This window comes from Candidatus Amarolinea dominans, from assembly GCF_016704685.1.
GTDB lineage: Bacteria > Chloroflexota > Anaerolineae > SSC4 > Amarolineaceae > Amarolinea > Amarolinea dominans.
Genome location: NZ_JADIZS010000022.1, coordinates 39,166 through 59,745, shown reverse-complemented (window position 1 = coordinate 59,745; position 20,580 = coordinate 39,166). Strand labels below are relative to the sequence as shown.

The window sequence follows — 20,580 nt, the reverse complement described above, 5'->3', positions numbered from 1 at the left end:
GACGATGACCGACACCTGTTCAGTTGCGCGCCATTTCCCATCCTGCGATGGTGCGCTGAGCCAGGTCGAAGCGCACGCCGATCAGGTAGACCGGCTTGAGGCTGCCCAGGTACGGCTCGGCGTAGCCTTGCCGCCGGATTTGGGCCAGCGCGTCGGCCGGGGTTCCTTCCAGCTTGAACTCGAAGATGAACACCCCTTCGGCCAGCTCGACGATCGCATCGGCCCGACCCCGGCTGGAGCGCACCTCCACGCCGGTTTGCAGCCCCAACAGGCGGAACACCAGGTAAAAGACGGTCTGGTAATAGCGCTCCTGGGGCATCTGGATGTCATAGGGGATGCTGGCGAAGAAGGCGCGCAGGATGGCGAAGGCCTGATCGAAATCGGCCGCCTGCAGCGCCTCACGCAGCCGCCACAACTCCGCGCCGGCCGCGCCGATGTCAGATGGTGTGAACGCAGCCAGCAGGTAGGTCAGGAAGGCGTGCTCGACTTCGTAATTGGGGTAGCCCAGGCGATAGAGGCGGCTGGTCGGATCGTAGCGCTTGATGGTCAGGTAGCCGGTCTGGTAGAGCAGCGGCACGATCGGCAGCTCGTCCAGATCGTAGGCGCTGAAGGCCAGGTCGCTTGAGTCGCGGTTGCCCAGCTCGCGCACGTCGTAGCCGCGCTGCTCGATCAACTTGATCAGGAAGGTCGGCGTGCCCGTGTCAAACCAGAAATTGCCGAATCGCTTCTGGCTGAGCATGAGCCACAAGGAGAAGGGGTTGTAGACCGATTGGCAATCGGCCGCAAAGCAGAAACCGTTGTACCAGTTGCGCACCTGCGCCAGCAGCGCATCGAAGGCAACCTGTTCCTGATCGGCCATTTGCGCCAGATAGCCGGTCGCATGGTCGAGCAGTTCCGCCTCGGTCACGCCGAGCAAGGTCGCAAAACGAGTGTCCAGGCTGATGTCCTCCAGGTTGTTCAATCCCGAAAAGACGCCGACCTTGCTGAATTTACTCACACCGGTCAACATAACGAAGCGAATGTGGGCGTCCATGCCCTTGATGACACCATAGAAGCCGCGCAACACTTCGCGCACGCGGCGCGCCTCGGCCAGGTCGTCCAGGTGATCGAGCAGCGGCTTGTCGTACTCGTCTACCAGGATCACGACGCGGCCGTCGCCCGCCAGCCGCCAGACCAGCTCGCGCAAGCGCTTGAGGTGGTCGCCCGGCCCCAGCGCGATGCCGGCCCGTTCCCCCAACTCGCCCAGCATCTCGGCCAGCACGAGCTTGAGGTGCTCAGCGTTCTCGGCGCGATAGAGGCTGAGATCCATGCGGATGACCGGGAAGGGCTGCCAGTCGTAGGGCTGGTCGTCGAGCCACAGCCCGCGGAAGAGCGGTCGGTTGCCGCGGAAGATCTCCTCCAGGGTCGAGATCAGCAGGCTCTTGCCGAAGCGTCGCGGCCGCGCCAGGAAATAGACGCCCGAGGGGTTGCGGATCAGTTCGTAGATCCAGCGCGTCTTGTCCACATACAGATAGCCGCCTTCGATCAGCTTGCGAAAGCTCTGGATGCCGATGGGCAACAGTTTGAGCATCATTGCACCTCCTCCTGAACCGCGTCGAACTCGTCAATGATCAACCAGCCTCCACCTCCGCCTCACGAAAGAGGGTGGTCCTGCCCGTCTGCCGCGCCGCGTTGAGGGTGAGATAGCGCCCCAGGGAGATTATAGCATCTTCGCCCCGCGGCTGGCAATCAGAGCCGCGCGGTAACTGCTCAGCCAGGCAGTGAGAATGGTCTCGATAGCGCCCGGAGTGCCCCCCTGCCCCCCAATCCTGGGGGAATGCGTCTCCCCCAAAGTTGGGGGGTCGGGGGGCAGATCAAGGCGGGCTGATCCATGTGGCGCCGTGGACAGCCAACGCCGCGTCCAGGGCCTGGCTTCCCTGCGCCAGGTATGCCAGGGGCAACACGGTGACGCGCTCGGCCAGGGGATAGGGGCGCTCACCGGGATAGAGGACGATCAGGTGATCGAGCGCCAGATCCGTCAGCGCGCTGCGCATGGAAGGGGTGAGCCGCGGCGCGTCCATGCGCTTGCACTCGACGCCCACGCGACGGCCACCAGTGAACAGCAGCAGATCAAGCTCTGCGCCGGAGTGCGTGGCCCAGAAGTAGGCCTCGTCCGGATCAACCGCCTTGATGACCTCTTCGATCACATAGCCCTCCCACGAGGCGCCGCTCTTGGGATGCAGCCAGAGATCACGTTCCTCGCGCAGGCCCAACATCTGGTGCAGGATGCCGGTATCCCGAAAATAGAGTTTGGGTGACTTGATCTGCCTCTTGCCCAGGTTGACGAACCAGGGCCGAAGCTGGCGCACCATGAAGGCGCCCTCGAGCAGATCGAGGTAGCGCCGCACCGTGGACTCGCTGACCTCGAAATTGCGCGCGGTTTCGGCGGCATTCCAGACCTGGCCGTGGTAATGGGCCAGCATGTTCCAAAAACGAAACATGCTGGCCGCGGAAATGCTCACGCCCAACTGTGGCAAGTCTCGTTCCAGAAAGGTTTGGATAAAGTTCCGGCGCCAGGCCAGGCTGTCAGCGTCCGATGCAGCCAGGAAAGAGAGGGGGAAACCGCCGCGCTGCCAGTGGCGCATTTGCATCTCGACGCCGACCTCGGCCAGGCTGAAACCGGCCATGCGGATGATCTCCAGCCGGCCGGCCAGTGTTTCTGATGATTGGCGCAGCATGGCGGGCGAGGCGCTGCCCAGGATCAGGAAACGCGCCGGGAGGGGCGTGCGATCGCAGAGCACGCGCAACAGTGGAAAAAGCTCGGGCCGGCGTTGGATTTCGTCAATCACCACCAATCCGGTCAAACCCTGCAAGGCGGTCATGGGCTGGTCGAGCCGGGCCAGGCTGATCGGGTCTTCCAGGTCGAAGTAGTTCATTGAGTCCGCGGGGACGAACTCGCGGGCCAGGGTCGTCTTGCCGCATTGGCGCGGTCCGATGAGCGCGACGACCCGGCTGCGCGTCAGCGCATGTGTGATGTCTTGCTGTAATTGTGGTCGTGGAAAAATCATGGCGTCATTATACCCTGAAAATCCGTCTTGTCAAGACGGATTTTCAGGGTGTTTCTCTGATCTCACTCGTACCGGAAGCGCGCCACCCCCACCGCGAAGAAGATGGCGGCAAAGCCGAGCAGGACGCCCACCTCCGGCAGCACCCCCATCACGCCCTGCCCACGCAGCAGCAGATCGGTCATGCCCTGCATGGCCCAGGTGGTGGGCAGCACCTTGACGGCCGTGCGCACCGTTTCTGGGAACAGCTCGATGGGATACCAGCACCCGCCCAACAGGGCCATGACCATGCCCAGCATGATGCTCAGGCCGTTGGCCTGGCTGGCTGTCTTGACGAAGGCGCCGAGCATGGCGCCCAGCGCGGCCGCGGCCAGCGTCGAGGCGATCATCACCAGCGCCAGCCCGGCCGGCTGATCCGCCCAATTCACGCGCAGGACAACGACACCGAACAGGATCAGCAGGGTCATCTGCACCAACGCCCAGAAGACGTTGCCCAGGATGGAGCCGAGCAGGAAGGCGCCCTTGCCGGTCGGCGTGGTCAGCAGACGGCGCAGGGTGCCGGTCTGCCGCTCGAACGCGAACGCGGCCGAGATGCCGATGAGCGGGATGAAGACCCAGGTGATCAACTGCCCGGCCGAGGAGTTGGCGGCCGGGTCGTACTTGACCGGATCCTCGGTGCTGGCCAGGACCGGTTCCAGGCGGTCCGGCGCCTGCGCCATCAGATCCTGGGCCGCGACCAGGGCGGCGTCGAAAAAGGCGCTGCGACCGGCCTCGTCTGCGAAGGGCCGCAGGCGCTCCGCCTCCGCCACGGCCTGGCGACCAATGCTGACCGCGCTGCCCAGCCGGTAGAGCACGGCCTGCACCGAGCGGCCGGCCGCCGCGCCGTTGAGATTGTTGGGCAGTTGGCGCAGGTCGAGGACGATCTCGCCCGTCTCCAGGGCGGCCAGGTCGCAGTTGGCCGGGATGACCAGCAGGGCCGAGGCGGCGCGATCTGCGAACGCGGCCTCCCCCTCCGCCAGGGTCACCACTTCAGGCCGCACCGACTCCGATTTCGCCAGCTCCGCGATGATCTGCTGCGAAAGGGGCGACCCGGCCTGGTCGGCCACCAACAGGTGGATGCGGTTGTCGGCCGGCGCGCCCGTGCCGCCGGCCAGAATGAAAGTGAAGACGATGGGCAGGATGAGGAAAAAAAGCAGTTCCGACCTGCTCGCAAAGCGCAGCAAGGTGTCTTTCCAGATGATGCTCAAAATTTTCATGACGACTCCCAACTCATTTGCTTCTCACCTCAGGCTTGCAGCAGCGAGCGGCGGTTGAACAGGGCGATGGCCGCGGCGGCCAGGACGAGGCCCATCACCAGCAGCCCCAGCAGGGGCCGGCCCAGATCGGCCAGGGTGCCGCCCAGGCCCAGGATGGTGAAGCCATCCAGCCCCCAGGCGTTGGGCGTGACCCTGCTGAGCCATTGGAACCACGATGGCATGATGTTGGTCTGCACGAAGCTGCCGCCCAGGATGCCGAAGGTGAGCATGACAGCCGTGCCGACGGCGGAAACCTGGCCCGGCGTCTGCGCCAGCGCGGTGATGAGCATGCCCCAGCCCAGCGCGCCGAACACCGCGGCCAGGATGAGCACCAGCAGGCCCAGCGGGTCGCCCCAGCGCAGGCCGAACAACAGCGAACCGGTGAGGATCAGGATGAGCATCTGCAAGACGCCGGTCAGATAGGCGCCGAACAGTTTGCCGAGCAGCGCCTGGGCGCCGGTAGTGGGCGAGATGAGCAGCCGCGCCAGCGTGCCCTGCGCCTTTTCGGCCAGGAGCGAGCGGCCGCCGTTGGTGACGGTGAACATGAGGAACAGGAGCGCCATACTCGGCGCCATGTAGGCCATCGGGTTGAAGGGCTGCTGTTCCTCGCCGCTGGCAGAGAACTGCAGCCGGATGAGCGGCTCGGCTGCAGACGCTGCGGTCTGGCGCTGGCCTACGGCCACGGCGAAATCCTGCGCCTGGTCGGGCGCGATCAGGCCGGCGGTCAGCGCCTGCACGACGATCACCTGGCCGGCCACGCGGCCCGTCTCCACGCGACTGATGAACCCTTCGACGATGGCCTGGATCACCCCGGCGCTCACCGGCCGGCCGGGGTTTTTATAGACTTCGATTTTCACCGCCTGCCCGGACGGCGTCTGACCGCTGCGGGGAATGATGCTGTCGCTGAAGCCCGCCGGTACGATGACCGCCGCGGCCGCCTGGTCCGCATCCACCTGGCCGCGAGCCCCGGTCGCATCCGCCGCCAGCGTGGGCAGCAGCAGCCCGGCCAGATCTTCAGATCGGAGCAGGTCTGCCAGGGCCTGGCCCAACTGGCCGTCGTCCTGGTTGACGACCAGCACAGGGATGGCCGCCAGCCCGCCGGTGCTGCTGCGACCCATCTGGCCGGTGACGAAGCCCAGGCCGATGGTCAGCAGAAAGGGCGCGAGGAGCATAAAGGTGAGCGCGGCGCGGTCGCGGAAGATCAGTTTGACATCTTTGAGACCGATGAGGATGAGCTTTTTCATGATCTGGCTCCCTGGTCAATCGCGCAGGCCGCGGCCGGTTAGCTGGAGGAACACCGCTTCCAGGTTCGGCTCGCGCATGTCAATGGAATGAATCTTGATGCCGCGGTCGTTGGCGCGCGTCACCACCGGCGCCAGGATTTCCTCCGCCTGGTGTGTAGTCAGCGCGATCTCGTGATCGGTGACGTTGACCTGCAAAACGCCTGCAATGGGGCGCAGCGACTGCGCCAGCGCCTCGGCGTCTTCGTCCGCGCCGACGTGCAGGACCAGGGTCTCGTTCTCGCCCACCTGGCGGGTCAGCTCGGCCTGGCTGCCCAGGGCGATCAGTTCGCCGTGGTCCATGATGCCAACCCGGTGCGAAAGCTCCTGGGCCTCCTCCATGTAGTGGGTGGTGTAGAGGATGGTCATGCCCTGGCGGTTCAGCTCCTTGACCGAGTCGAGGATGGCGCGGCGGGACTGCGGGTCAATACCGACGGTCGGCTCGTCCATGAAGAGCAGCCGGGGCTTGTGCAGCAGGCCAACGCCGATGTTGACGCGGCGCTTCATGCCGCCGGAGTAGGTCTTGACGCGCTCTTTGGCGCGCCCGGTCAGGCCGATCTGCGCCAGCACCTCGTCCACGCGAGCGGCCAGCGCCTTGCCGGCCAGGCCGTACATCTGGCCCCAGAAGACCAAGTTTTCGCGGGCGGTCAGGTCGTCGTAAAGGGCCAGTTCCTGCGGCACAACGCCGATAGCCCGGCGCACATCCATCGGACTGCGGGTCACGGAATGGCCGGCGATGACTGCATCCCCGCGGGTGGGTGCGTAGAGGGTGGAAAGCACCGAGATGGTGGTGGTCTTGCCGGCGCCGTTGGGGCCGAGCAGGCTGAAGATCTCACCCTCCTGGACTGCGAAGGAAATGCCTTTCACCGCGGTGAAGTTGCCGTACTGCTTGACCAGTTCATAAACTTCGAGAATTGGAGACATATGTATCCCGTCCTTCACGTCGAAGACGTTGTTCCTGCCTTGTTGAACGCCGCCGCGACGATCTCCTGCGCCTCGCTGAAGATCAGCTGGAGGTGCTGCGCGCCGCGGAAGCTCTCCGCATAGATTTTGTAGATGTCCTCCGTGCCCGACGGCCGGGCCGCAAACCAGCCGTTCTCAGTGACCACCTTCAAACCGCCGATTGGCGCCTGGTTGAAGGGCGCACGGGTCAGCCTGGCAACGATCCGCTCGCCTGCCAGGTCCTGCGCGGCGACCATGTCTGGCGACAGCCGTTCCAGCGCGGCCTTTTGGGCCGGCGTGGCGACGACATCGGCGCGTTCATAGACCGGGCTGCCGAATTGCGCGGTCAGGTTCCGGTAATGCTCGCCCGGATCGCGGCCTGTCACCGCGGTGATCTCGGCCGCCAACAGGTCGAGGATGATGCCATCCTTGTCGGTGGTCCACACGGCGCCATCCTGACGCAGGAAGGACGCGCCCGCGCTCTCTTCGCCGCCGAAGCCAAAGGAGCCGTCCACCAGGCCATCCACGAACCACTTGAAGCCCACGGGCACCTCACACAACCGTCGGCCCAGGGAGGCTGCCACGCGGTCAATCATAGAACTGGACACCAGCGTCTTGCCCACGGCCGCGTCCGCTCGCCAGCCGGGCCGGTTCTGGAACAGATACCAGATGGCAACGGCCAGGTAGTGGTTTGGATTCATCAGCCCGACGCTGGGCGTGACAATGCCATGCCGGTCCGCGTCCGTGTCGTTGCCGAAGGCGATGTCGAAACGGTCCTTCAGCCCGATCAGGCTCGCCATGGCATAGGGCGACGAGCAGTCCATGCGAATTTTGCCGTCCTTGTCCACGGTCATGAAGGAGAAGGTAGGATCTATTCTTGGATTGACCACGGTCAGGTTCAAGCCGTAGGTCTCCGCAATCGGCTCCCAATAGGCCACACTGGCGCCGCCCATAGGATCAGCCCCGATCCGAAGGCCAGACGCGACGATGGCCGGGAAGTTGATGACGTGGCGCAGGTCCGCCACGTAGGGGGTGATGAAATCGTAGAGGTGCGTGGTCCCGGCTTTCAGGGCGCGAGCCAGCGGCATGCGCTTGACGGTGCGCGCTGTGTCCTGCAGGATCCCATTCTGCAGAATCTCATTGGCGCGGGTCTGTATCGCCTTCGTGACGGTTGTGTCGGCCGGGCCGCCGCTCGGTGGGTTATACTTGAAGCCGCCGTCGTCCGGGGGATTGTGCGAGGGTGTGATGACCACGCCGTCGGCCAGTCCGCTCGTCCGGCCGCGGTTGTGGGTGAGGATGGCATGGGAGATGACCGGCGTTGGGGTGTAGCCGCGGTCCGCATCTATCATGATCTCCTGCTCGTTGGCGGCAAACACCTCGATCGCGCTCATCAGCGCCGGCTCCGACAGGGCGTGCGAGTCCATGCCGATGAAGAGGGGGCCGGTGATGCCCTGCGCCCGGCGATACTCACAGATGGCCTGCGAGATCGCCAGGATGTGGCTTTCGTTGAAACTGCCCTTGAGGGACGAGCCGCGGTGCCCGGAGGTGCCGAAGGCCACGCGCTGCGCCGGGTTGGCCGGATCCGGCTCCCCGGTGTAGTAGGCCGAAATCAGGCGCGGCACATTGACAAGGGTCTCGAAGGGGGCCGGCTTGCCCGCCAGCAGGTGTAAGCTCATGGCAAAGCTCCTTTCTCGCTTAGAAATAGAGTCAACAGGTTCATCCCTTCTCTCCGGGAATCGAATCTTCAACTTTCGATTCGAAACCGCTTGATCGCGTTGATCAAGCCATTGGTGGAAGCATCGTGGGTGCATACATCGCCCTCGGCCCGCAGCTCCGGCAAGATGGCCGTGGCGAGCTGCTTGCCCAACTCAACGCCCCACTGATCGAAGGAGTTGATATCCCAGATCGCGCCCTGCGTGAAGATCTTGTGCTCGTACAGCGCGATGAGTGAGCCGAGAACGGTCGGCGTCAGCTTCGGATAGAGCAAGGAGTTGGTCGGCCGGTTGCCGGTGAAGGTCTTGTGGATCGCCAGCTTGTCCAGCTCTGGCCCGGGCGGCCTGCCCGCGGCGATCAGCTCGGCGCGGGCCTCCGCCGTCGTTTTGCCCTTCATCAGCGCTTCGGTCTGGGCCAGGTAGTTCGAGAGCAGGATGGAATGATGATCGCCCCGCGGGTTGTGGCTTTGGGCCGCGGCCAGGAAGTCGCACGGGATGAGCTTGGTACCCTGGTGGATCAACTGGTAAAAGGCATGCTGACCGTTGGTGCCGGGCTGCCCCCAGATGATCGGGCCGGTCGTGTAGTCCACCCACTCGGCATTGCGGGTGACGCCCTTGCCGTTGCTCTCCATGTCGCCCTGCTGGAAGTAGGACGGAAAATGCACCAGGTATTGGTCGTAGGGCAGAATGGCGTGCGACTGGGCGTCGAAGAAGTTGTTGTACCAGATGCCGAGCAAGCCCAGGATCACAGGCAGGTTCTGGTCGAACGGGGCCGACCGAAAATGTTCGTCCACCGCATGCGCGCCGGCCAGCAGCGCCTCGAAGTTGTCCATCCCCAGGTAGAGCGCAATCGAGAGGCCGATCGCCGACCACAGCGAGTAGCGGCCGCCCACCCAGTCCCAGAACTCGAACATGTTCTTCGGGTCAATGCCGAACTTCGTCACCGCGGCCGTGTTGGTGGACATGGCCGCGAAATGCCTGGCCACCGCGGCTTCGGCCTGGGCAGGCGCAAGACCTGCCCCTACGGCCGCGGCCAGGAACCAGGCCCGCGCGGTCCCCGCGTTGGTCATCGTTTCCTGGGTGGTGAAAGTCTTGGAAGCCACCAGGAACAGCACGGTCTCCGGGTTGACGAGTTTCAGGGTTTCGACCAGGTCGGTGCTGTCTACGTTGGAAACGAAATGGACGCGCAGAGGCGGGCCTGACGACCGCCCGCCGTAGGGCTTCAGCGCCTCACAGACCATCTTAGGCCCCAAATCCGAGCCGCCGATGCCGATGTTGACGATATCGGTGATGGCCTGGCCGCTGTAGCCGCGCCACGCGCCCGACCGCACCGCCTGGCTGAACTCGCGCATGTGCGCCAGCACCCGATTGACCGCGGGCATGACGTCCACACCATCCGCCAGGATCGGCCGGTTGGCGCGGTTGCGCAGGGCAATGTGAAGCACCGCGCGCTTTTCCGTGTTGTTGTATTTTTCACCGGAGAACATCGCTTCGATCTTCGCTTGCAGGCCGGCCTGGCGTGCGAGATCGAGCAACAGCGCCATCGTTTTTTCGGTGATGCGATTCTTGGAGTAATCGAGCAGGATGTCGCCCAGCCGCAGCGAGAAACGCTCGCAGCGCTGCGGATCCTGGGCAAAGAGATCCCGCATGTGGACAGCGGCCATCTCCCTTTGATGCGCAGCCAATGCCTGCCAGGCAGGCAATTCTTTGAGTACAGGCATACTTGCCACCTTTACATCCTGAGCAGTTACGCTCTACAGCAGTCCTTCCGCGATCTTCACCACGTTTTCCACCGTGAAGCCGAATTTCTCGAAGACCGTGGCCGCGGGGGCCGAGGCGCCAAAGCGGTCAATGCCCAGCACACGGCCCTGTGAGCCAACCCAACGATGCCAGCCCATCGTCACACCGGCTTCCACCGCCAGCCGCGCCGTGATCTCCGGCGGCAGCACCGCGTTCTGATAGGCGGCGTCCTGCTCGCCGAACAGCTCCCAACTGGGGAACGAAACCAGGCGAACTGTGACGCCCTGTGCGGCCAGGCGCTGTCCGGCCTCGACGATCAGGCTCACCTCCGAGCCGCTCGCCATCAGGATGATCTGTGGTTGGCCCTCTCCCAGGTCGGCCAGCACGTAAGCGCCCCTGCGCACACCCGCGGCCGGCGCGACGACGGACCGATCCAGCGTAGGCAGGTTCTGTCGGGTCAGCACCAGGGCCGTGGGGCGGTGGCGATTTTCGATGGCGATCTTCCAGGCCTCGCGCGCCTCGTTGGCGTCCGCGGGGCGCAGGGCCGTCAGGTTGGGGATCGCCCGCAGCGCGGCCATCTGCTCCACCGGCTGGTGGGTGGGGCCATCCTCGCCCACGCCGATGCTGTCATGGGTAAAAATAAAGATGGCGCCCAGGTGCGAAAGCGCAGCCATGCGCAGCGCGGGGCGCATGTAATCGGAGAAGACCATGAACGTCGCGCCGAAGGGAATGATGCCGCCGTGGTAGGCCATGCCGTTGACCACCGCGCCCATGCCGTGCTCGCGCACGCCGAAATGCAGGTTGCGTCCTTCGCGGCAATCAGGGGCAAACGCAGGGCTGTTGTTCATCCAGGTGACGGTCGAGGGCGCCAGGTCGGCCGAGCCGCCAACCAGGTCGGGAAGGCGGTCGGCCAGGGCGTTGAGCACCTTGCCAGATGAGGCGCGCGAGGCGAGTCCTTTGGCATCGGGCGGGAAGACGGGCAGGGTGTCGGCCCAACCATCCGGCAGTTGGCCGGCCAGGCGGCGCTCGAGTTCGGCGGCCAGTTCGGGGAACGCGGCGCGGTAGGCTGCAAACTTCTGCTGCCACGCCTGTTCCAGCTCGGCGCCGCGTGCCGCGGCCTGGCGGAAGAAGGCCAGCGCCTCATCGGGCACGTAAAAGCGGGGTTCCTGGGGCCAGCCCAGGTTGTCCCTGGCCGCATTCAGTTCTTTGTCGCCTGGCGGCTCGCCATGCGCCTTGGCGGTGCCCTGGCGGGTGGGCAGCCCGTAGCCGATGATGTTGCGCACCACGATGAGCGAGGGCCGCGGGTCCGCTTTGGCGGTCTGGATGGCCCGGTCAATAGCCTCCACATCCAGCCCGTCGGCCACAGCCTGGACATGCCAGCCGTAGGCCTCGAAGCGCTTGCCGCGGTCTTCGGTGAACGCGATCTCCGTGGAGCCTTCGATGGAAATGCGGTTGTCGTCGTAGAGGTAGATGAGCTTGCCCAGGCCCAGGTGACCGGCCAGCGACGCGGCCTCCGCGGCGACGCCTTCCATCAGATCGCCATCGGTGACGATGGCGTAGGTGTAATGATCAATGATTTCATATCCCGGCCGGTTATAGACCTTGGCCAGGTGCGCCTCGGCGATAGCCATGCCAACGCCGTTGCTCAGGCCCTGCCCCAGAGGGCCGGTGGTGGCATCCACGCCGGGCGTCAGGCCGTACTCCGGGTGGCCGGGCGTCAGGCTGTCCCACTGGCGGAAGCGCTTCAATTCGTCCAGCGGCAGATCATAGCCGGTCAGGTAGATCAGGCTGTACAGGAGCATGGAGCCATGCCCGCCGGACAGGATGAAGCGGTCGCGGTTGGCCCAGGCCGGGTTGGCCGGGTTGTGGCGCAGGTGGCGGGTCCAGACTGCGTAGGCCATGGGCGCCGCGCCCATGGGCAAGCCCGGATGTCCCGAATTGGCCTGCTGAATGCCGTCCGCAGAAAGGAAGCGAATGGTATTGATAGCTAATGCTTGAAGTTCTTTGGTTTCCTGCATGACAATCCTCACGAATTTAGATATCGCTCCCATTATCGCACGGGGATGCCTGACAGTCAAAGCGCCTGCATTCACCTTTGTCATCGTCGGCAGGAAACAGGATCTTCAGAAAACGCCCCTGCCCATCTCCGCCTTCGGCGCAGATGGGCAGGGGCGAGGAGTCTGCGTCAAAATTAACGGTGGACGAGATGGATCACCCGGCGCAGGCCAGCGCCTCCAGCACGGGCAGGCCGAAGCCTTCGTAGAGCGATGGAAAGACGAACACCTCGGCCAGGCTGTAGAGCGCCGGTTTGTCGGCTTCATCCACCCAGCCGGTGAAGATGACGCGGCCCGCGATCCCCAGCCGGGCGGCCAGCGGTCGCGGGTCGGGCGTAAACGCGCTGTCATGCGCCGGCAAGCGCCCCGCAATCACCAGCATCACGTCGGCGGGCAGCGCGGGCAGCGCCTGGGCAAACGCGGCCAGCACTGCGCCGACGTTCTTGCGCGTGTCGAAGCCGCCCATGTAGAGCACGAAGCGCAAGGGCAGCCCGTAGCGGGCGCGCACCGCAGCCAGCCGGGCCGAGTCGCTGATGCGCCGGAAGTCCGCGCCGGGCGCCAGGTAGGTCACGCGCACGCGCGCCGGCGGGATGTGCAGGTGTTCGATGATGTCCTGTCGCGAGGCCTGTGAATCGGTCAGCACCAGGCGGGCGCGGCGCGCGCTGCGGCTGACCAGCCAGGTGTAGAGCCGCTGCCGCGGGCCGCCGCGGTAGGCCGGCAGCCGCAGTGGGATCAGATCATGGATGGTGACAACTAGCGGGCACGGCGTCCACAGCGGCGCGGCCCAGTAGGGCACGTGCGCCAGCGTCGCCTGCCATTGACGGCACGCGCGGGGAAAGCCGATCTGCTCGAACCAGAGCTTGGCTAAATTTTCGCCGCGCAACCAGGACGGCGGCGCGGCCACGATCACCTGCCAGCCGGGCGGCGCGGTCAGCGGCCGCGGCGCGGCCAATCCCCAGGCGGCAGCCGGCGCGACCTGGGGAAGCTGCTGCGCCAACTGCTGCACATACTGCCCGCTGCCGGTCGTTTCCTGGCCCCAAAACCAGGCATTGAGCAGCACGCGCGCCGGGCCGATTTGCCCGTCACCTGCGCTGCTCATGGCGCGGCCGGCGCAAGGGCCGGGTCTGCGGCCAGGTCAATCCAGGTTGCGCCGGTCACGGCCTGCAGCTCAGCCGGCGTCAGGCGCAGCATGGTGCGGTCGTCGCCGCCGCCGCCGTAAACCACATCCCAGCGCGCCACCGCGCGGTCGAGCAGAACCGGCACGCGGCTGATGTGGCCGAAGGGCGGCACCCCGCCGACCGGATAGCCCAGGACGCGCAGCACCGTGGCCGCTTCTGCCAGCTTGATCTGCTTCTTGCCCACGCCGAAGTGCGCGGCCAGCGCGCGGCGGTCCACCAGGTCATCCCCGCTGGCAATGACCAGCCACGCCGCGCCCTGCACCTCGAACAAGAGCGATTTGATGATCTGGCCGGCTGCGACGCCCAGCGCGGCGGCCGCGGCCGGCACGGTGGGTGTATCCACGGCCATGGGAATCAACTCAGCGGCCAGGCCCGCGTCCCGGATGAACGCGGCCAAGTCGAGCGGTGTAAGATACGGGTGAATCATAGGACCAGATCCAAGACCTCCGAAGTATGCGTTTGCGGCCTGCACAGTCTGCAAGGTGAGACTTCCGAAGTTTGCGCGACTGCGGAAGTCTATCAGACTTCAGATGTGCGCGCCACTTTCGACCCAGGCATCGGCCATGCGGCGGTCGTCCTCCAGGCGCAGCACCTGCACCACGCCTTCCAGGGTCACGACACGGGCGGCCAGCTCACGCAGCAGTTCCATGGTCGGGTCGGGCAGGCGGTTGTGCTGCAGGTCCTCGTGCGCGGGTTCGGGCAGGGGGTCGCCGTTACGCCCGCGCACGCGTCCGGGCACGCCGGAAACCACGGAGCCGGGCGGCACATCCTTGACGACGACCGCGTTAGCGCCGACGCGGCTGTGCGCGCCGATGCGAATTGGCCCCAGGATTTGCGCGCCGGCGCCGACCACCACGTGATCCTCCAGGGTGGGATGGCGTTTGATCTTCTCCCAGCTCACGCCGCCCAGGGTGACGTTGTGGTAGAGGGTGACATGGGCGCCGATCTCGGCCGTTTCGCCGATGACGGTGCCCATGCCGTGGTCAATGAAGAAGCCCGGGCCGATCTGCGCGCCCGGGTGAATCTCGATGCCGGTTACCGCGCGCGCCACGTGGCTGACCCCGCGGGCCAGCAGCCGACGCTTGCGCTGCCAGAGCCAGTGCGCCACGCGATGCAGCCACACCGCATGCAGCCCGGGGTAGAACAGCACCACTTCGGTCACGCTGCGCGCGGCCGGGTCACGGGCAAAGATCACCTGAATGTCCTGACGAAGTGTTTCGAGCATGTTCTTTTTCCTCATCCCCCCCCTACCCCCCTTCTCCTCTCCGCACCGCGGAGAGGAGAAGGGGCCGGGGGTTGAGGAGAGGCCGCGTTACTGCAGGTCGGCATACAGCACCGAGCTGAGATAGCGCTCGCCGTAGGAGGCGACCACGGCCAGGATGCGCTTGCCGGCGTTTTCCGGGCGCTGCGCCAGGCTGACCGCGGCATGCACAGCCGCGCCCGAGCTGATGCCGACGAGCAGCCCTTCTTCCTGCGGCAGGCGGCGTGCCATCGCAATCGCTTCGTCATTGGTCACGCGCACGATCTCATCAATCAGGTCGGTCTGCAGCACACTGGGCACGAAGCCGGCGCCGATGCCCTGAATCTTGTGACTGCCGGCCTTGCCGCCGGAGAGGACCGGGGAGGCGTCTGGCTCGACCGCCACGATGCGCAGATGCGGCAAGCGCGGCTTGAGCGCCTGGCCCACGCCGGTCAATGTGCCGCCGGTGCCGACGCCGGAGACGAAGATGTCCAACTGACCGTCGGTGTCGCGCCAGATCTCCTCGGCCGTGGTCAGCCGGTGAACCTCCGGGTTGGCGGGGTTGTCGAACTGCTGCAGCATCAGGTAGCGTGGGTTAGAATCCAGGATTTCCTGCGCCTTGCGGATCGCGCCGGGCATCCCCTCCGCGCCCGGGGTCAGGATCAGCTCCGCGCCAAACGCGCGCAACAGCTTGCGCCGTTCGATACTCATCGTGTCCGGCATCACCAACAGGCACTTGTAGCCTTTGGCCGCGGCCACCAGCGCCAGGCCGATGCCGGTGTTGCCGCTGGTCGGCTCCACCAGGATGGTGTCCGGGCCGATCTTGCCGGCCTTTTCCGCCGCGGCGATCATGCTCTTGGCGATGCGGTCTTTGACGCTGGCGCCGGGGCTGAAGAACTCCAGCTTGACCAGCACTTCGGCCGCCGCGCCGCCCGTCACCCGGTGCAGGCGCAGCAGGGGGGTGTTCCCGATCAAATCGGTTACGTTGTTGGCAATGTTCGACATCGTTCGATCTCCTCTGGCTTGGAAGTTTCTGAAAAACAGGCTTGGAAATAAAAAGGACTCATCCCGGCGCCAGGCCGTGCGGATGAGTCCTTTTTCGTCGCCAGACGGGTCGCCGCCCCAGAAGGGCGTCAGTCCGTCAAGCGAATCGTGTCATGAATTGAAATGTCAGCGCCGTCTCTGCGCCTCACGACTCATCGCTCGCACGCAATAATAGCGGGGTGCCCGGCCGAGACCGGTACACGCCCGCTTGCAACACGAGCAAGTGGAGAACCAAAACAGAAAATGCGGCTTGGACGTTCGCGTGAACATGGGGCAAAGTGTAACCAAGCATGGCTGATTTGTCAAATCGTCTTGACGGCTGACGGCCGTCCGATACAGAGGACGATTTTCTCTGGTATGCCTGTTCGTGTTACAATGAGACATGAGTCGAAATGATCGTTCAGATAGGGTAGGAGATTAGGCATCCGATGTCAGCGGTATCCCAAACCATCCAAACCGAGACTGCAGCCCCACCCATGACGGCGAGACACGCCAACGGCAACAGCAGACCAGGCGCCCGGTCCGTAGCGCAGATTCGCGCTCTCTTGCAGGCGCATCGGGTGAGATTGGCGCAACATTACCACGTGTCATCCATCGGGATATTTGGCTCATATGCATTCGGGCAAGCGAACACCCAAAGCGACCTGGACATTCTGGTCGAGTTCTCGCAAACGCCGAATCTTTTTCAGATGATGGACCTGGAAGATGATTTGTCCAATTTATTGGGTATCCCAATAGACCTTGTGACTCGCAGATCACTCAGGGGCGAGATCGGGAGACGAATCCTGGCGGAGGTTGTTCCGGTATGACTGCTCCACGTAATTACACGGATTATCTGACAGACATCATTTCTGCCATGCAGAAGATTGGGGAGTTCATTGCGGACATGACTCTGGATCAGTTCGTCATGGACGACAAGACCTTGTTTGCTGTAATCCGCGCGCTTGAGGTTATTGGTGAGGCAACCAAACAGGTTCCCGCAGAAATTGTCAATCGTTATCCAGAAGTGCCATGGAAGCGGATGGCAGGCATGCGAGACAGACTCATACACGGTTATTTCGGAGTAGATCCGGAGATTGTATGGGAGACCGCCAGCATGCTTATTCCGACAATTTTGCCCGATGTCATGAGGGCGGCTTTGGCGGAACAGCGGACTGCTGGATAGAACAGCGAAGAGTTGTCGCACAGACCACCCGCCGGATGAATGTAGGAGATTGATGTATGATTCAGCCGATTACAGAGCTGACCGCCGCGCAGTTGCGCCGTCGAATGCAATTGACCAGCCTGCCGTTCGCCACCACGGCGGACGCGCCTGAGCTCAACGAGATCATCGGCCAGGAACGCGCCACCCGCGCGATCGAGTTCGGCATCGAAATCCCTTACCAGGGCTACAACATCTTTGCCATGGGGCCGGTGGGCGCGGGCAAGACCACGATCATCACCGGATTTTTGCAGCGCAAAGCCCAAACACGGCCTGTACCCCACGATTGGGGCTACGTTCACAACTTCAACGACCCAGACCGTCCTCACGCCCTGCGTTTGCCCCCGCGCGGCGGCGCCGGTGTGCGCGCTGAGGTTGACCAGCTTCTCAACCAAGTGGCCGAAACGCTGAGCAAGGCCTTCACCAGCGAACAGTACGCGGAACACCGCGGCGCCCTGGTGCATCAGTTGGACCAACAGCGGGCCGACCGCCTGCGCCAGCTCGATCAGTTCGCGCGCGAGCAAGGATTCGTGCTAGTACGCCTGCCCATGGGGTTGATGGTTTCACCGCTCAAAGACGGCCAGGCGATGTCGCAGGAGCAGTTCGAAGCCCTGAGCGAGGAAGAGAAGCAGGTCTTTCACACACGCGAACCGATAATCCAGGATGCCCTGGAGCGCACGATGCGCCAGGTGCGCGAAATCAACGACGAGGCAGAGGTGCGCCTGACCAACCTGGACCGCGAGATTGCAGCAGTGACCACCAAGCCGCTGTTCGACCGCGTCGAGGCCGCCTACGCGGACTGGCCCGATATCACCGAATTCCTGAGCAGCGTCCATACCCACATCAGTGAGCACACCGACGACCTCAGGCGCCCGGCTGAGGCAGAAGAAGAGTCGGAGGGCGCGCAGGGCGGCGCAGAGGGCGAAAGCGCCCAGCCCTCGCTCTGGTTTCGCCCGGCCGCCGGGTCGCCGTATGATCGCTACCGCCTGAATGTCATCGTGGATAACAGCGCGCTCACCAACGCGCCGGTCGTCCTGGAGACCAACCCCACGTATCTCAACCTGATCGGCCGCGTGGAGATGCGGGCCGAATATGGCACGCTGGTCACCGATTTTCGCCATATCAAGGCTGGGGCGTTGCATCGGGCCAACGGCGGCTACCTGGTGCTCGATGCGCGCAGTCTGCTGCGCCAACCGCTGGCCTGGGAGGCGCTCAAGCAGGCGCTGCGCAATCAGTGCATCCGCATCGAAGAGATGGGCCAGCAGATGGGCGTCCTGGCGACCGCCAGCCTGGCGCCCGAACCGATTCCGTTGGATGTCAAAGTGGTGCTCATCGGCGACCCCTCCACGTATTACCTGCTGTACGAGTACGATGAGCAGTTCGAGAAACTGTTCAAGGTGCGCGCCGATTTTGCCGTGGAAATGGCGTGGACCGCGGAGAACGAGCAGAAGATCGCCCAATTCATCCGCAGCCGCTGCGAGGAAGAACATCTGCCGCACTTCGACATCAGCGGGGTGGCAAAGGTGATGGAGTACAGTGGCCGCCTGGTGGAGGATCAGCGCAAGCTCACCACCCGCTTTGCGCATGTGACCGACATTGTGCGCGAAGCGGCCTTCTGGGCGCAGCGCGCCGGTCACACCCTGGTGACGGCCGCCGATGTGGATAAGGCGATTGACGAGCGGGTCTATCGCTCCAACCAGTTCGAAGAACGCCTGCGCGAGATGATCGCCGACGGCAAGATCATGATCGCCACGCAGGGCGCCATTGTCGGGCAGATCAACGGCCTGGCCGTGCTGCAGTTGGGCGATTACAGTTTTGGGCGGCCCAGCCGCATCACCGCACGCACCTATGAGGGGCGGTCGGGCATTGTGAGCATCGAACGTGAGGCGCGGCTCAGCGGCCGCATTCACGACAAGGGCACGCTCATCATCACAGGGCTGTTGGGCGGCCGCTATGCGCAGGACAAACCGCTGAGCCTCAACGCCAGCATCACCTTCGAGCAGGCCTATGACAGCATTGATGGCGACAGCGCCTCCGCGGCCGAGTTGATTGCGCTGCTCTCCAGCCTGGCCGACGCGCCGATCAAACAGTCCCTGGCTGTCACCGGCTCGATCAACCAGCACGGCGAAATCCAGGCCATCGGCGGGGTCAGTGACAAGATCGAGGGCTTTTTCGAAGCCTGCAAGGCGATGCCTCCCGGTCTCAGCGGCGAGCAGGGCGTGGTCATCCCCGCCAGCAACGTATCGAACCTGATGCTCAAAGAAGATGTGGTGGCAGCGGTGGCCGCCGGGCAATTCCACATCTACCCGGTGCGCACCCTGGATGAGGCGATCGAGCTGCTGACTGACGTACCCGCCGGTGAGCGCGGGGCCGAGGGCGCCTACCCGCCAGACACCATCAATGGCCGTGTGGACCGTCGCCTGCGCCAGTTGGCCGAGCAGTTGCAGCGCTTTGGACGCCCGCCGGCCAAAGAGGGCCATTCGAAATCGGCGCGCGAGCCGGAAAAACAACCTCCGCACGAGCCTGAGCTGCCAACGGATGAACCGGAACCGCCGCGGCCGCAAACGACCGCGCGGCGGCGCCACCAACCGCGACCGCCCTGGGCGATGACCCCATGAATCGCGCGGATGACGAACCCCGCCATCAGGCGCGATTTCAATCGCTACTCGTCATCGAACACGCGACGGTCATGACCCCGTGGCTGCGGCTCGACGACCACAGCGTCTGGCTGCAAGGCGGTCGCATCACCGCGCTGGCGCCAACCGCTGAACTGCCGCCGCCGGCCAACGCCACATGCATTGCGGCCGAGGGCCTGATAGCAACCCCCGGCTGGCTGGACCTGCAGTGCAACGGCGGCTGCGGCCATGACTTTACGCACGACCCCTCTTCCCTGTGGACGGTGGCCGCCCGGCTGCCGACCCATGGTGTGACCGCCTTCCTGCCCACCATCATCACCGCGGCGCCGGAGGTCGTGACCCACGCGCTGGCGGTCTGGCGCGCCGGGCCGCCGTCCGGTTGGCGCGGGGCGCGGCCACTCGGACTTCACCTGGAAGGGCCGTTCCTGAATCCGGGCAAGAAAGGCGCGCATGATCCCGCGTTCATGCGCCAGCCCAGCCTGGACGCCATCGCCGGTTGGACACCGACCAACGGGGTGCGCCTGGTGACGCTGGCGCCCGAACTGCCGGGCGCACTGGCGGTCACCGCGGCGCTGCGCGACCGCGGGATCGTCGTCAGCGCCGGCCATTCGCTGGCCAGCTTCGACGAGGCGCAGGCTGGCTTCCAGGCCGGCGTCAACATGGGCACCCATCTCTTCAACGCCATGCCCACCCTGCAATCGCGCGCGCCTGGCCTGGCCGGCGCCCTGTTGACCACCGCGGGTGTTGTGACCGGCCTGATCGCTGATGGCATCCATGTGCATCCGGCCCTGGTGCGCCTGGCCTGGCAGTGCAAAGGCAGCCAGGATCTGGCCCTGGTCACCGATGCCATGGCGGCCCTGGGTATGCCGGACGGCGTCTATCACCTGGGCGGTTACGAGGTCACGGTCGCGCAGCAGACGGCGCGCCTGGCCGATGGCACCCTGGCCGGCAGCGTCCTCGCCCTGGATGCGGCCCTGCGCAACCTGGCGGCCTTCTGCGGATGCTCGCTGCACGAGGCGCTGCCCACCATCACCAGCACGCCGGCCCGGCTGCTTGGCTTGGACAGGCCGGAGGCGAGCGCCGCGGCCGGTCTGCCCGGCGCCCTGGGGAGCATTCGAGCGGGCGCCGCGGCCGACCTGACCCTGGTCACGCCACAGGGCGAGGTGGTCATGACCATCGTCGGTGGTGAAATTTTCAAGGCCGCCGAATGAATT

Annotated in this window: 16 protein-coding genes; 4 read left to right on the top strand and 12 right to left on the bottom strand. The window is 64.9% G+C overall.

Going from position 1 to position 20,580, the window contains the following annotated elements; all coding sequences use genetic code 11:
* Positions 1-19 precede the first annotated feature (19 nt).
* The 12 genes from IPF85_RS15575 to cysK all read right to left on the bottom strand — a co-directional run bounded on the left by IPF85_RS15575 (position 20) and on the right by cysK (position 15,490).
* Positions 20-1,573: an AAA family ATPase gene (locus IPF85_RS15575; RefSeq protein ID WP_343408996.1), complete on the bottom strand. Its 1,554-nt coding sequence runs from the start codon at positions 1,571-1,573 to the stop codon at positions 20-22.
* 280 nt (positions 1,574-1,853) lie between these two features.
* Entirely contained in the window at positions 1,854-3,047 is a 1,194-nt protein-coding gene (locus IPF85_RS15570; RefSeq protein WP_343408995.1) for an ATP-binding protein, read from the bottom strand.
* 62 nt (positions 3,048-3,109) lie between these two features.
* Positions 3,110-4,300: an ABC transporter permease gene (locus IPF85_RS15565; RefSeq protein WP_343408994.1), complete on the bottom strand. Its 1,191-nt coding sequence runs from the start codon at positions 4,298-4,300 to the stop codon at positions 3,110-3,112.
* Between the two features lie 29 nt (positions 4,301-4,329).
* Positions 4,330-5,583 carry an ABC transporter permease gene (locus IPF85_RS15560; protein WP_343408993.1) on the bottom strand — a complete coding sequence of 418 codons (1,254 nt, stop codon included), beginning with the start codon at positions 5,581-5,583 and terminating at the stop codon, positions 4,330-4,332.
* 15 nt (positions 5,584-5,598) lie between these two features.
* Positions 5,599-6,543: an ATP-binding cassette domain-containing protein gene (locus IPF85_RS15555; protein ID WP_343408992.1), complete on the bottom strand. Its 945-nt coding sequence runs from the start codon at positions 6,541-6,543 to the stop codon at positions 5,599-5,601.
* A gap of 14 nt (positions 6,544-6,557) precedes the next feature.
* The gene (gene pgm, locus IPF85_RS15550) at positions 6,558-8,237 is read right to left on the bottom strand and encodes a phosphoglucomutase (alpha-D-glucose-1,6-bisphosphate-dependent) (protein ID WP_343408991.1); all 1,680 of its coding nucleotides are present in this window, start codon (positions 8,235-8,237) and stop codon (positions 6,558-6,560) included.
* Between the two features lie 68 nt (positions 8,238-8,305).
* Positions 8,306-9,994, bottom strand: a complete 1,689-nt coding sequence (gene pgi / locus IPF85_RS15545; RefSeq protein ID WP_343408990.1) for a glucose-6-phosphate isomerase — start codon at positions 9,992-9,994, stop codon at positions 8,306-8,308.
* Positions 9,995-10,027: 33 nt separating this feature from the next.
* Positions 10,028-12,031, bottom strand: a complete 2,004-nt coding sequence (gene tkt / locus IPF85_RS15540) for a transketolase (RefSeq protein WP_343408989.1) — start codon at positions 12,029-12,031, stop codon at positions 10,028-10,030.
* A 193-nt stretch (positions 12,032-12,224) separates the two neighbouring features.
* Positions 12,225-13,166: a glycosyltransferase family 1 protein gene (locus IPF85_RS15535; protein ID WP_343408988.1), complete on the bottom strand. Its 942-nt coding sequence runs from the start codon at positions 13,164-13,166 to the stop codon at positions 12,225-12,227.
* The gene (locus IPF85_RS15530) at positions 13,163-13,672 is read right to left on the bottom strand and encodes a YbaK/EbsC family protein (RefSeq protein WP_343408987.1); all 510 of its coding nucleotides are present in this window, start codon (positions 13,670-13,672) and stop codon (positions 13,163-13,165) included. The genes IPF85_RS15535 and IPF85_RS15530 overlap by 4 nt, the downstream gene beginning before the upstream one ends.
* 99 nt (positions 13,673-13,771) lie before the next feature.
* Entirely contained in the window at positions 13,772-14,470 is a 699-nt protein-coding gene (gene cysE, locus IPF85_RS15525; RefSeq protein WP_343408986.1) for a serine O-acetyltransferase, read from the bottom strand.
* An 87-nt stretch (positions 14,471-14,557) separates the two neighbouring features.
* Complete coding sequence (gene cysK, locus IPF85_RS15520; protein ID WP_343408985.1) at positions 14,558-15,490, bottom strand: cysteine synthase A; 933 nt, start codon at positions 15,488-15,490, stop codon at positions 14,558-14,560.
* 467 nt (positions 15,491-15,957) lie between these two features.
* On the opposite strand from cysK, the gene IPF85_RS15515 reads away from it, so the two are divergent.
* From IPF85_RS15515 to nagA, 4 genes are read left to right on the top strand one after another with little or no spacing between them, the layout of a single operon-like run.
* Complete coding sequence (locus IPF85_RS15515; protein ID WP_343408984.1) at positions 15,958-16,338, top strand: nucleotidyltransferase family protein; 381 nt, start codon at positions 15,958-15,960, stop codon at positions 16,336-16,338.
* A complete protein-coding gene (locus IPF85_RS15510; RefSeq protein ID WP_343408983.1) occupies positions 16,335-16,694 on the top strand; it encodes a DUF86 domain-containing protein in 360 nt (119 codons plus the stop codon). Before IPF85_RS15515 ends, IPF85_RS15510 begins: the two co-directional genes overlap by 4 nt.
* 56 nt (positions 16,695-16,750) lie before the next feature.
* On the top strand, positions 16,751-19,348 hold the full coding sequence (locus tag IPF85_RS15505) for an AAA family ATPase (protein ID WP_343408982.1): 2,598 nt from the start codon (positions 16,751-16,753) through the stop codon (positions 19,346-19,348).
* Positions 19,345-20,577: an N-acetylglucosamine-6-phosphate deacetylase gene (nagA, locus tag IPF85_RS15500; RefSeq protein WP_343408981.1), complete on the top strand. Its 1,233-nt coding sequence runs from the start codon at positions 19,345-19,347 to the stop codon at positions 20,575-20,577. The genes IPF85_RS15505 and nagA overlap by 4 nt, the downstream gene beginning before the upstream one ends.
* Positions 20,578-20,580 lie beyond the last annotated feature (3 nt).